Source organism: Bacteroidota bacterium (assembly GCA_016718825.1).
Lineage (GTDB): Bacteria > Bacteroidota > Bacteroidia > J057 > JADKCL01 > JADKCL01.
Window position 1 is genome coordinate 19,348 of the sequence record JADKCL010000065.1, and the last position, 12,836, is coordinate 32,183.

Below are 12,836 nucleotides of genomic sequence, written 5' to 3' on the forward strand. Positions count from 1 at the left end.
AGGCTCATAGAAGCAATGCCTTCTCGCTCCAATGCCCAATTTTTCACTTTTCACTTTTCACTTTCAGCATGAATTTGTCCCAAGTAGAAACTCTTTGGCCCGTTGCCGCAAAAGTTTCTGATCCCCAGGCATTTCCGGATTTGAGGCTGTCCCTGGCAATTGGGGTGCGACCGGGAATGGAGGCATCTCTTGCAACCACCCGCACGATGGCTCCGCTATGGTAGCTGCAAATCGTCGGATCATACATCGCCTCGGCGCTGATCGGAGGCATCATGTACCTGCCAAGATTGACCGCGCGCACCAAATAGTTGAATTCGCGGTCTTGGCCAGCCTGAAGATGGGTGAAAACATTCACGCGATCATCGCGCAAATCGTGGTTGTCGTAGTCGTTGGGCGAGGCGTTTTTGATCCATGAGTAGTCTGCATCGTTGAGTCTGGTGTTTTCAACTTCAAATCCGGCGGGGATCATGTCGCAAATGGCGACGTTTTCCACGGTATTGGTACTGCGAATCTTCACGCGGCAGACGACCAATTCGCCTTGGTTGAAAATCGGATTTTGAATGCGTCGGCCATCGGTATCGTACCATTCTCTCCGGACGCGCAAACCTTCGTCACGATCCGCAATCTTGACGGTTGCACCTTTTTTGATGCCTTCAATTTTCCAATAGTAATAGGCTTTCCCACTCCCTATTGCACTCAGCGCGATGGTTTTTCCGCTCAAATTGGTGCCAAGGTGGCGATTGTTTTCCCCGGTAAACGTCAGCAAAGATTCCGCTCCCAGCATGGCCTTGACGGTGATATTGTCGAGTTTGCTTCCCTTCGCGATTTTGCCCAAGGCCAGAAATGCCCATGCTTTTTCTTGGGTATTGTTGAGCTCCTTGCGGTGCACCTTGAGGTAATTGAGCAGCATGGGAACGCGTGGGTTGCTTGGATCTGCATCGACAAGGGCGTTGAGCATGATCGCTGTCGACCGCAGCGGCGAGTCAAAGCTACCTCCGGTCATTTTTTCGGGCAGGTCGGGAACGCCTCCATTCGGCAGCAAGTCTTCAAAGCTATCCATGTCCTTTTTCATGGCAAATGCTCCTGCAAGCAGGTAACGGCTGTCTTGGCAGAGTCCGTTTGGGCGGCTTTTGTAGTAGTTCATCAGCGCAACGTCGGGTTGGCCGGCCAGGGAAAGGACATACAAGGCGTAAATGAGTTCCTGACTTGCCTTTTCTTCCGAGATCCAAGCACCGTTGCGGTTGAATCTGTGCTGGAATGTGGTTTTGTCGGTGGTGATGCTTTTTAAATGCGAGATGGCGCGATCAAGGACAACTTTCTGCACGGCAAATCCCGCCTTCTCGGCTTCGAGGAGGAAATGCGTTGCATAAACACTGCCCCATTTGTTCTCATACTGCGCCCCGTTGGGCCAATAGGAAAATCCGCCGTCGTAGAGTTGCATGGCTTCGAGTTTCTTGACACCCTCCCGCACGTTGTGCACGGCATTGGATTGGGCATATTTTTCAGGCGCAACCAATTCGGCAAGGTCTCCAAAGTAAAGCTGCGGAAAGACGCTCGAAACTGTTTGCTCGACGCATCCGTGTGGGTAATTGAGGAGATAGTCAAGCTGATCTGCGAATTCCAACGCTGGAAAGCTGCTGAAAGTGAGGAGCGTACGCTGCATTTGAGGTTCGTAACCACCCGGAATCGAAATGGTCGCTTGACTTCCAGCCTCGATCACGCCGCTACCGGCACGTGTTTCAAGGGGTGTTGGGGGGCGAACTGCGATTTCGACGCGTTGCCGCAGCTTTTCAAGGCCTTCTGTTTCCAGCAATATCGCGGCGGGCCCGGCAGCAATGGCCCGAATTCCGAAGTCTGTTTCCGCATTTCCTGTGGCGCTAATTTCGACTTGTTTTTCATTTCCGCCATCGATTTCCAGCGGCCCCTCTACGGTCAATTTGACTTTTACCTTTCCTGCATTTTCCGTGAGATTCATCAGATTGATAGGCATTTGCAACGAATCCCCGGCGGTGAAAAAGCGTGGAATCGCAGCCATCAAAATCAAATCGTCGCGGATGATCATAGGCTTGTCTCCGGACCCGAATTGCATGCCGTCATACACCATCACCATGACCCGTGCCCGACCATTAAAATCCTCTGGAATCGGAACTTTGAACGTGAGACGCCCCGAGCTGTTGGTGTTTTGGATCCCGCTCCACCACGCAAACGGTTTGTATCTTTTGGCTTTGATGGGATTCAGTTGGCCATAAGAACTCCAATCACCGCCGTCGCTACCGCCGGTCGCCATCCCCATATTGGGTACCTCCGGCAGCAGGAATTCATACATGTCATAGCCCTGCACCGTGAGCGCGCGCGGCGCATACATGTGGGCATACGCGTTGGGTGTGCGAAACCCACTGATCGCCAAAATGCCCTCATCCACCACCGCAACGGTCATTTTTACGCCCGCTTTCGCCGAAGTTTGAACGGTAATCGACTGCATGCCGCCGGGTTTGATGATCCCGGGCGCGGTGATTTTTACAGGCAAAATCCGGCTGGGATTGTCGACTTTGATGACCCCGTACCCGTGGGCAACGGTCATGGGCAACTGCCCTTTGCCCTTTTGCGGACGGAAAAGTGTCGCTGTCACGAAAACGTTCGGTGCATGCACGTCCTTGATGGGGAAGACCACCTCCGCCGAATTGTTTTCAATGTCGATGTAGCGGTATTCATTTACTTTGTCACGTTCGAGGGTGACGAGCATTCGTCCGGAAAATGGGGCTGTGAGCAAAATGCGCGCCTTTTCGCCGACTTTGTATGCGGGTTTGTCAAATTTGATGGCCACCGTGCCTTCGCGGTTCACCCCAAACGAGGATTCCGTCGCGACGGACTTTCCATAAGCACTGAATTGCCTGCGTTGGCTTCCGCTGGCATCCAGCATCGTGATGGTGAGTTCATAATTGCCCGCTTTGGAAATTCGGTGGGCATACCGGTTGATGTCAGCACCCTGCGTGATGGTGTCATTTTTCAGAACAATGGCTTCGTTTTCACTGACATAATAAAACCCTTTGGTATCCTTGCGCATGGAACGTTTCCATTCGAAGTGCACCAGTTTTACCTCCATTTTGAGGCCCTTTGCAATTTGGTCGTTGTAGGTCATGGGCACGAAGTCCAGCCGATAGCTGTCATTGATGTTGAAATACTGCCCATGTTCCTTGATACCCAGAAAATTGTCGCGTGTAGCGACGGAGAATGACTTTTGGGCAATGACACTGTGGCCGGTATTGTCAAATACCGTGGCTTGGGCAAGCCCTGACGCAATTCCAGTACCCTTGAGTTCTGTCGGAACGATGTATTCAAGGGTATCTCGGCCCCATTGATCCAGTTTTCCATCGACATGGGACCATTCAGATTCCTGATTGTCGTCGCTGCGTTGCGCAAAGTCAAAGTCGGGATACCTTGCTGACCGGAAATCGACGTAGCGTAGTTTGAAAATTGTGCCGTAATCATGTTCCGCGCAGGCGGATCCGAAGTAATAATTGGCCTCTAACGGGAATTGAAGCGTATCGCCGGGTCTAACGCTTGTTTTGTCGGAACCGATCGTGACTTTGATCTTGTCGGGGACAAATTCTTCGACTGAAAAGGTATATTGGCCATAGTAGTCCTCGACACCGGCGACTACATCGATGCGGTAGCTTCCAGTCCTTACACCAAAATCGATCGGATGGTTGATTTCAATCGCTCCGTCTTCATTGGTCGACTTCTGCATTTCATGCAACAATCCGCCTTCCGGGCCATGAACCTTGATGGTGACGGGCAGATTTTTGGGTGTTCCGAAGTCCCAATTGCGCACGATGGCGCTGAAATGAAGCGTATCTCCGGGGCGATACAGGTCGCGGTCACTGTAACAGAAAATGTCATAGGTGCTGCGCGACTTTCCCTCGAGGTCAAAACGGTCTTGATCGATTTCTGAACGGTCCAAGTCGAGGAATTGAAGGTCATTGCCGATCTGGGCGGTGATCAGTTTCGGTTTAAATGTGCGGCTTTCGTCCCATTTGCCTCCGATTTTTGAGAATTTCACCACACCCTGGGCATCGGCGACGCCGGTGAGAAAGGCTTGATTGGTACTGGAAATCAAGCTGATTTTTGCGCCCGCAGCGGGCCTTGCCGTCGAGAGGTAATTGGCAAATACCAGCAAGTCATCGTCGTTCCATTTGGCGATCAATCCGATGTCGGAAAGAGAGACGATTTTGTAGTCATCGTGCCAACCTTCTCCCTCGACACTTCGAATCTGAACTGCAAAGATTCCCTTGAATTTGTTCTGGAACTGTTTTTTGAGCTTGATGGGGATGTCTGCAATCTCATTGCGCACCGCATCGGGGACAGTAATCGTGTCAGTGTGAATCAATGCGCCGTACTCTTCGATGCTCAAATAGCCATAATCGTCGCCGTAGAAGTATTGATTTTCAGTGTCATAATAGCTCCAGGTTCGGAAGTTGCTGGGGTTGGAGCCGAGAAAATGAACGAGGTTGTTTTCATAGATTTCATACAATTCGACGGTGAATTTGGAAAGGTTGGTGGTCTTGACGTTCAGGTTTTCGTAACCATTGCGCATCATGAAGTGGCCTTTGTCATCTGCAAACCTGAGAAACGGCTTCAGGCTTGGAACGTGAATTTCAGATGTGTAGTCCTTGAGCAGAAGGCCGCCGGCAGTGCCTGGCAAACCTTGTCGAAAGCCGATTTGGTAGCTCGTCCCCGGTTTGAAGTCGGCTTCGAGGATGATTTCGTCGTTTTGGTTGGTGACCTGAAACGGCATGTCCGGGACAATGGCGATAAATGGTGCAATGGAGTTCGCTTCCAAGCCCTGGTTGCCGTCAATCCGCACGTGGTATTTGCCGCCGTCAAAGTCTTCCCGCACGCTGATGATTTCCACTTCGGCAACCGGCAAAAGCGTATCCCGCAAGGTGGCCGTTTCCGTCAAGGGGCTATGTCCCAGGGTCGACGCCATCAATCCCGGTTTCAAACGAACCTCAATCGGTTGCGCGCCGGGCCCAAAAGGCTGCATATCGGCGAGAATTTCAAACTCGGTGGTGGCATAGTAAGCGTAAATCGACAGGGATTCCACCTTGGTGTCACCACGGTAAACTTCAAGGTGTTTGCGCAACTCCTCGGGGTCCACGGGATAATTGAATTCAAGGTGAATGTTGATCGGTTGACGTTGTGTGCTGCTGACATTGTCTGACCACGAAAGCCAAAGGCGCTCCGGCGCAAAAAAGGGCGTGTTGAATTCGATGATTTCCGGACTGATCTTGGCTTCCTCGCCAAAAAACAACGCTGGATTGGGGCTTGCGACGATTTTGGTGGATGCCGGCAGTTTTCCATTCTCCGGAAAAAAGGTCAACAGGTTGCGTTTTTTCCAGCGAAATGAACCTTTGATCGGCGGATCAAATTTCATATAGGCCGTTGAAGACCATTTTCCAATCGAATCGACGGGTGCAAGCGAATCTTCAAATTCAAAATTGAGGGCCGAAGCGACCTCAACCTCGCCCTTGGGAAAGACCTTGACGGTGTAGGTTTTGGTGCAGCCGACCATCAAAACGGCTATGAATGCGAAAGGCAAAAGCGGGTAACGGTTCCACATAGAAGAAGTATGACGAATGGGTTGACATCGCAGCAAAAGATTCATCGCCCGCAGACGGCGGGAATGATTCGAAAAAGGAAATATTTTGAATTGGGATTTTCCCTTTGCAGGAAAAACCTTGTTTGCTCATACGGAGAGGTTGGAATTGTGTTCTAAAAAATGTTAAATATTTTTTCAGCGGTTTCCTGTAACTTTTGAGGTGTGTATCATTTCCTTGATTGTCAATTCATTTGTATTTTTGTTGTATGGTGAAATCACTTCTTGCCTTACTTTTTTGCCTTCTTTTCCTTTCAGGAGGAGATGATCGATACATCGTTTGGGAGGCCGATCGCAAACTGACTTGGGAGGACTTTACGGGTCCTGCAAATGAGGAAGTATCTTCCAAAGCTTATACTTGGGCCAAGATTTCCATGGGTTGGGACTGCGAGGACAACACTTTCAAAATGACCGCGATCGCCAAGTTTGACAAGTCAAAGTCTTGGAAAAAGGATGTTTTTACGCCTTACTTGTTGGCCCATGAACAGTTGCATTTTGACATTACGGAGCTTTATGCCCGGAAAATGCGTTCACACTTCGCTTCCATGCCCGATGCCTGCAAATTGTCCACGGAGGAAGTCAAGGCGCAAAGCCAAACCATCCTCGATGCTTGGAATGCCAGACAATTGCAATACGACGAAGAGACCCGCCATAGCAAGGACAAAGAGGAGCAAGCCCGTTGGGATTTGATGATCGCAAAGGAAATCAAGGCATTGGCAAAATTTGCTGCACCTTGACAACTCAGAAAAGGAAGCCAACTCCGAGATGTAATTTGATCAATTCACTTTGGAGAATGTCTTCAGCGACATAATAGACTCTGGCAGGCGTGTTGCCGCCCCCGGCGACGGCATGCATTAAATCTGCACCCGCGAACCGCATCCCGAAATCGACCAGCATTCGCTCAAAAAAGATTTCAGAATATCCGAATCCCAGACTGTAGGAATTGTAGAAGTGCGCCTCCCACGGACGGTCACCATACAAACCCGAGGTGGAATGCCAAGTAGATACCTCGCGATTGAAACTGATCGACAGCCGAAGGTAAGGTCCCAAGGGTGCGAGCCAACCTTTGCGTAAAAATGGATACAACTTTGCATGAATCCCGATACCACCTGAAAACCGGGTGATGTAACCCACTGGATCGGGAACCACGTTGTTTTCGGCATATTGATTGGGGAGATTGAGGTAGACAGCATTGATTCCCACCACATGCCGCCGGGACACAATGCGTTCATAACCAAATTCATGCGAATTATTCAGCCTGAAAGTTCCCGCATTGCGCAGGTAAAGCAAGCTGGCAGGCATCAAAAAGCAGTCATAGCGAATCAGATTTTTCCGCCCCAAATAGCCCGGTTGGGTCCAGGCAAATTGAATCACACCAAGCAGTAGCAGCAGGCAAATCCATCGTTTCATTTGGGATCTTGTTTGATTTGGTAGAATGTATCGTACAAAGTCGCCTTGGTGATGCCCTGCTTGTCTTTTGCCTTGAGTATGCGATAGTTTTCCATCACCACTTCGGAGGACTCCAAATCAAAAACCAAGGTCACAAACATCGTTTTTTTGATCGGTTTGGCGACTTTGACGATCAGAAACGGCAACGCCGGCAGGTAGACGAGTCCTACCAGAATATAGGCTGCCTTCTGAGTGGAAGTCAACCGTGTGGTGACCGTGATCAGTGCATTCCAAGCGAAGTACTTGGTACCGTAGCGCTCGATAAGGTCGTGAACCTCACCTTGCGAAAAATTTTCGATTTCCACCTCCGCATCCTCTTCGCTCAAATAGTGGTTGAACCAATTGGCCATGGTTGCCACATCGTTGAATGTCTGTACATCACCTTCCTCAAGGCTGCGATTTTCCAAAAAGGTCAAGGAAATGCCATTTCTTTGGGCCATGTCGGCGATTGTCGATTTGTAGCGCAGCATGGAGGCTTCCGAAGCCAGGTATTGAACGGGAATCTTGCTGCGCAAGTCCACTTCCTTGTATATCGGCTGAACCATGACGATTTTGTCGATCCCCAATCTTACCCCTTCCAGCCTCATTTCAGATTCATCGGGTTCATCCTCCTCCGCATTCTTAACGACTTTTCCAGCGCGCACGCGTTCATTCCAGGCATCGGCAAATAGATTTTTCTGGAAAAGGTCGGTGATCGCCCATTTCATGTATTCGTTTTTGTCCGCTCTTTCCTTGCGGTAGCGCTGGTTTTGCTCCTTCACCTCCAATTCGTGGTCGTCCAGTTCCTCATCTCCCTCCTTTTTGGGAATCAGGATGGAGTCACGGTTTTCAATGGCGACCAATTTTTCTGCAATTACCTTGGCAATGGGCTCGGGCATGGTTTTGGGCAGTTCTGTTTCCAGCCAACCCGCTGTATCATAGTGCTTTTTGAACAAAAGTCTCAGCAGGTCCTTGGAAAATCGATCCAGCTCTTCATCATCGGGATACCTTAAATAGGTTTTCCAAACCTCATGCAAGGCAAAAATGGTAAATGCCTCACCATCCATGGATTCCGTGAAATAGAGCAATTGCTGAATCTCGCCGGGCACGTCGTCGTCGTCGATATGGGTATTCCAGAACTTTCTGGAATTGTGGAATACGCAAAGTCCGTAAATCGCCTGGGCGATGTTTTTGCGCAGATAATGGCTCTCCGGTTCTTCTTGCAGGAGCAGGTAGGAGTTGTAAATCGCCTCCTCGAAGGCATGTTGTGCCAAGTAGAGTTCGCTGAGCTCAAACCTGCAAATTTTGCGCACATTCAAAAAGACCTCTGGACCGACAATAAATACCTCGCCAACGTCTTCCTTTTCAGCCTTGACCTGCTCAGCGATGATCGTCCTACGTTTTGCAATGCTCGGGTGTGTGCTCAGGGTATCGTTTTCGTCCTCTTCCCGGGCGACTTCTTCCAGCGGCCACTTGGTGAATTCGGCAGGAAAGCGCATGAATTCCCATTCAAAAAAGCTGTCATCCCAAGGGATTTCATCAAAGGGGCGTTCGGCATTTTCCAGCAGGTCAAATACGCCATCCGCTGCCGAGAGGGAATAGCCAGAGGTGCGATACAGTTGATAGCCAAGATCATCGGCTTCGAGTTCGAGTCTACGCGAATAGCCGGTGCGGGCTGCAATGTAATCTTCGACGGTATTGAGTCCGAGCAGCTTTGCATTGCTTTTGATCTCTTCGGCCTTGACGTAGTTGTTGATCGGATGTTTGCGCACAAAATGCTGGATTTCATGGCAAAGAATGAATGCGAGTTCGGCCTCGTTTTTCAGGTGTGCAAGCAGGCCCATGTTCACAAGCAAAATCCCGCTGTTGGTTGCAAAAGCATTCACCACGGGAGATTTGACAATGTAAATCCTGATCTTTTTGTCGAGCTCGGGGTTGTTTCTCAGAATCAGGCTTTTGACGCGAGAAACGTATTCGGAGACGGGATCGTTAAAAATCACACGGCCACTCAACAGCAGATCGTCCAATGCAAAGTTGCTTTGCAAGAGGAAATTGTCGCGTGCGCGGCCGGCCTTTCCCCGTGCGGAATCACCCAATTGGGCGAGGTCTCGGGCATATTTTTTGGAGGATGCGGTTCGGAGTTCCTCCGGAATAGAACCTGTACTTTGGAGGGGCTTGAAATGATCAAAGTCCTGGGCTTGAACGTCTGCCCACAGACTGAAGATTGTCAAGATCGCCACGGCAAAAGCCAAGATGACCGCTTTTGGGATCTGCATTTGTCTGTCCCCGCTTGGGCAAATTTGAGCTTTGATCATTGGGCAATATACCAAGATTCAGTGATTCAAATATGAATTTGCCGAAAATCCGGATGTCGATATGTCGAAGGTTACCGTGAATAACTCTCCAGGAATCGACCTAGACTTGATCGAAATCAGTATCTAGATTTTCCTAACTTGCATTCGATGTTCAAAATCATACTCAACGCCATGTGGTCCAAAGACTACCTCAAGCAGTTGGCACTCGTGCTGAGCGAGACGATGCCCTGTGACCTTGAGGAAGCCAATCAGCACATTCGGGATTTGAGTATCGGAAAGCGGATCGTCTTGTTGCCCACCACCGTTGGAAAGGCGGAATCGCTTGCCTGTGACCTGGTTCAATACGGCTGTTACATCGAAGTCGAGCAGATCGGCCCATTCACGGATGAGATGATGTTGGCCGATTTGAAGGATTGGTTTGACGAGAATCAGCAGCATTTCCGTGTGCTTTATGACAAAAACGGACGTGTGAGCAAGATCATTGAGGAGCGCGGTTACGGCTTCTTGAGGCTTGAAAGTCAAGTCGTCAGCGATTGGGTGGGAGAGGAGCTGATCAAGTTTGGGGCTCAACGAATGGAAATGAGCGAATGGCCGGCGCTTAAGTCGCGTTTGGATCAAGCAACTGCCGCGAATGAACTTCGGCGGCTTGAAATCCGCAACAAACGCTCCACGGAAAAGCAGCGACGCATCGCGCGCGGCGAATCCATCGAAGACCTCGAGCGCGAAGAGGAATAAGAAACTTGATTTGCAGTCCTTGACAAATCAGCCCCGTTAGCCTATCTTTGATTGCTTTTAAGGAATTTCCTTATTGTAATGCCGTTTGTCGGTTGACCATTTGGAAATCCAATAGCGCAACGATGCGAGAATAGCTCAGTTGGTAGAGCATCAACTTCCCAAGCTGAGGGTCGCGAGTTCGAGTCTCGTTTCTCGCTCAAAAAATGGTCCTGCCGGCTTGGCGGGACTTTTTTTTGACTTCCCGCGTCGTTTTGGACAATCTCCGCCATTTGGAGGTTTCGTGATTTTTCCTTCAGATCGTCCTGCTTATACAACCGAAAACACTGCCTCCCGTGCTGGGCAAAGTGTCCGTGTGGTATTCAAAATCTCCGAGGGATCAATTCCACCACAAAAATTGCATCAGCCCACCCTTTTCTGGTCCTGTGGAGTTCTCGGTAAAATGTTGCAGGCGAATTCCTTAGATTGGTTCAGGATCCTGAATGCGGCTCAATTGGATAGCCTGTCAAATGAAAAAAGGCAAATCGTTGGACTTGCCTTTTTTCGGGTGGTGAAATTTTGAAAGGACCAATCAGTCAATCCCAAACACGAGCTTCATCGTGATATTGGCGGTTTTCATTTTGGAGCTAGTATCAAAGGAGCCGCCCCAACCGTAGTCGTCGTTGCTGTTTTGGGCAACAATCTGGAAAACGCCCATTTGTGCATTTTGCAATTTGCCGAGGCTGGATCCAGCCTTTTCTGCGATTTTTTCGGCGCGGGTGCGGGCATCTTCGGTTGCTGCCGCGACCATTTCGATCTTGAGTTCGGCCAGTTTGGTATAGTAATAGGCAGGGGGATAGGAGCTGATTTCCACGCCTTCGTTGATGAGTTGGGTCACTTCGCGGGAGAGTTTTTCGACTTTCTCGACGTCCTTGCTGCTGACCTCAACGTTTTGGCTGAGACGGTAGCCTTGAAATTCGGAGTGCTCATTGCCCTTGTCGTCTGTCCAGGTATGAAATTGCTTGGACATGTCCACGGCCGAGAAGATCAGTTCTTTGGAATCCACGCCTTGGTCGCCAATGAACTTCCGCACGATTTCGCGATGGGCATCCAAGGTTGTTGAGGCAGCCTTCAGGTCAAGGTTGGAGACATCAAAGCTCGCACTCCAGACGATCAGATCGCTTTTGAAGTCCTTGCTGCCGAGACCTGTGACATTGATGGTTTCCGTTTTGTTGTTGCGGTTTTTGTAGGCCTGCGTGGCAATTACACATACGATAATCGCAGTGAGGGCAATAATCAGAGAATTTAAATGCTGTTTCATAAAAGATCAAAAAGTGAATTTTAACGTTGTTGCGGATGGGTACGGATGCAATCTTCGAATGTTGGCAAATGCGACAAAAGTCTTATTTTTTGGCTTGAATTTGAAAGCGACAAAGCTAAGTGCAATCAGGACTAAAACATAACGATTGGCCGGAACGGTTGCAGAATCGTTTCAAACACCTTACACCGAAGGCCAATTCACTCAAAATTCTCGATCTGAGCAGGCTGGGAATGAACTGGGGATATGCAAGGGGGATGTATGGCGAGGAATTGAAGCCTTTTTTGCATGTCGAAGAGATCGACCTGAGCTCCAACTACATCGACATGGTTGCCATTGACTTCGGGCAATTCAAACATCTCAAAACCGTCAACCTCTCCTTCAACGCCTTTTGGTATTGGGGGAGTTATGGGGATTGCGATCTCGGGACGGAAGTAAATTCTAATACGGTCGAGCACCTCAAGCTCAACGATTGCGACATCGGCTATATATGGATGCGGAAGCCTCCATTTGCCCAATCCCTGATTAGCTTGGACCTATCCTACAACACATATACCAGTGACGTTTACGTCGGGCATGAATATCCGAGGATTTTGATTACCCCTTTGTCCAACCTGAAATGGCTTTCCTTGGCTGGAAATGCATTTCCGTTTGTCCCAAAATTGAACTTCGCCCCTGCATTGGAGGAATTGGACCTGAGCAACAATCCGATCGTGGCCAATTGCGGGGAACTGCTCAAATTGAAGCATTTGAAGCGACTTCGTCTTTGTTCCACACAGTTGAGGAAGATTCCAACGACTTTTCTACAAATGACCTACCTCGAAGTGCTCGATCTAAAAGGCCATCAGTTTGAAGCGGGATCAAAGCGCCATTTGGAGCGGACGTTGTCCAATACTGAAGTCTTGTTTTGAGGCGTTTTGCCCCTTCAATGGAATGGCAATTTCGCAGTGTTGACAGCAAGATCGCCGTTGTCGAATCAAAGTTTAGCTTCGCTGATCTGAAGATTCCCTAATTTCGCCACATGGATTCAAAATGGATATGGATTGGTATCGCCACGGTTGCCGTTGGACTCATCATTTTTGTTTTTGTAAAAATGCTATTTGGGAATATCAGCGAGCAAATGTACGTCGGGATGCATGCCGAGGCGAAGGTTCAGCTCAGCCATATCTGTGATTTGGAAAAGAAATATCATCAAAATCACAAAACTTATACCACTGATTTAGAACTGATCGGCTTCTACGAAGACATGGAGGACGGTTCTAAGTTTGTCTACGAAGTCGGACTTGCAGACAGCACCCGATTCATCGCCAGGGCTTTCTGCAAAGACGATTACGACCAAGACAAACAGCAACTCACCTGGGAAATCAAGGAAACTTGCGAGCCGGTGATGCTTTCAGCGGATTGAAGT

General features: G+C 49.4%; 8 protein-coding genes and 1 tRNA gene. 5 read left to right on the forward strand and 4 right to left on the reverse strand.

All coding sequences use genetic code 11. From position 1 onward, the window contains the following. Positions 1-43 precede the first annotated feature (43 nt). A complete protein-coding gene (locus IPN95_29135) occupies positions 44-5,620 on the reverse strand; it encodes a hypothetical protein (GenBank protein MBK9453377.1) in 5,577 nt (1,858 codons plus the stop codon). Between the two features lie 245 nt (positions 5,621-5,865). Between IPN95_29135 and IPN95_29140 the strand changes: the two genes are divergently transcribed. Further along, the gene (locus IPN95_29140; protein MBK9453378.1) at positions 5,866-6,393 is read left to right on the forward strand and encodes a DUF922 domain-containing protein; all 528 of its coding nucleotides are present in this window, start codon (positions 5,866-5,868) and stop codon (positions 6,391-6,393) included. A 4-nt stretch (positions 6,394-6,397) separates the two neighbouring features. Here the strand turns inward: IPN95_29140 and IPN95_29145 are convergent, their stop codons facing one another. After that, complete coding sequence (locus IPN95_29145) at positions 6,398-7,066, reverse strand: hypothetical protein (GenBank protein ID MBK9453379.1); 669 nt, start codon at positions 7,064-7,066, stop codon at positions 6,398-6,400. Beyond that, positions 7,063-9,360: a M48 family metallopeptidase gene (locus IPN95_29150; GenBank protein MBK9453380.1), complete on the reverse strand. Its 2,298-nt coding sequence runs from the start codon at positions 9,358-9,360 to the stop codon at positions 7,063-7,065. The genes IPN95_29145 and IPN95_29150 overlap by 4 nt, the downstream gene beginning before the upstream one ends. Before the next feature lie 186 nt (positions 9,361-9,546). Here IPN95_29150 and IPN95_29155 point away from each other — a divergent pair, with 186 nt between their 5' ends. Beyond that, positions 9,547-10,134, forward strand: coding sequence for a hypothetical protein (locus tag IPN95_29155; GenBank protein ID MBK9453381.1), 588 nt, complete (start codon positions 9,547-9,549; stop codon positions 10,132-10,134). 124 nt (positions 10,135-10,258) lie between these two features. Beyond that, a tRNA-Gly gene (locus tag IPN95_29160) sits at positions 10,259-10,331 on the forward strand. Between the two features lie 371 nt (positions 10,332-10,702). On the opposite strand, the gene IPN95_29165 is transcribed toward IPN95_29160, so the two are convergent. Beyond that, positions 10,703-11,431 (reverse strand): SIMPL domain-containing protein, encoded by a 729-nt coding sequence (locus tag IPN95_29165; protein MBK9453382.1) that lies wholly within the window; start codon positions 11,429-11,431, stop codon positions 10,703-10,705. A gap of 119 nt (positions 11,432-11,550) precedes the next feature. On the opposite strand from IPN95_29165, the gene IPN95_29170 reads away from it, so the two are divergent. Both IPN95_29170 and IPN95_29175 read left to right on the forward strand, forming a co-directional pair. Beyond that, complete coding sequence (locus IPN95_29170) at positions 11,551-12,339, forward strand: hypothetical protein (GenBank protein MBK9453383.1); 789 nt, start codon at positions 11,551-11,553, stop codon at positions 12,337-12,339. Positions 12,340-12,449: 110 nt separating this feature from the next. Continuing rightward, positions 12,450-12,833, forward strand: a complete 384-nt coding sequence (locus IPN95_29175) for a hypothetical protein (protein ID MBK9453384.1) — start codon at positions 12,450-12,452, stop codon at positions 12,831-12,833. The last annotated feature ends 3 nt before the right edge of the window (positions 12,834-12,836 follow it).

What these genes read in the sequence shown, in the direction of transcription:
- IPN95_29135 (MBK9453377.1), bottom strand. Translation starts at nt 5,620, where the DNA reads ATGTGGAACCGTTACCCGCTTTTGCCTTTCGCATTCATAGCCGTTTTG.
- IPN95_29140 (MBK9453378.1), top strand. Translation starts at nt 5,866, where the DNA reads ATGGTGAAATCACTTCTTGCCTTACTTTTTTGCCTTCTTTTCCTTTCA.
- IPN95_29145 (MBK9453379.1), bottom strand. Translation starts at nt 7,066, where the DNA reads ATGAAACGATGGATTTGCCTGCTGCTACTGCTTGGTGTGATTCAATTT.
- IPN95_29150 (MBK9453380.1), bottom strand. Translation starts at nt 9,360, where the DNA reads ATGCAGATCCCAAAAGCGGTCATCTTGGCTTTTGCCGTGGCGATCTTG.
- IPN95_29155 (MBK9453381.1), top strand. Translation starts at nt 9,547, where the DNA reads ATGTTCAAAATCATACTCAACGCCATGTGGTCCAAAGACTACCTCAAG.
- IPN95_29165 (MBK9453382.1), bottom strand. Translation starts at nt 11,431, where the DNA reads ATGAAACAGCATTTAAATTCTCTGATTATTGCCCTCACTGCGATTATC.
- IPN95_29175 (MBK9453384.1), top strand. Translation starts at nt 12,450, where the DNA reads ATGGATTCAAAATGGATATGGATTGGTATCGCCACGGTTGCCGTTGGA.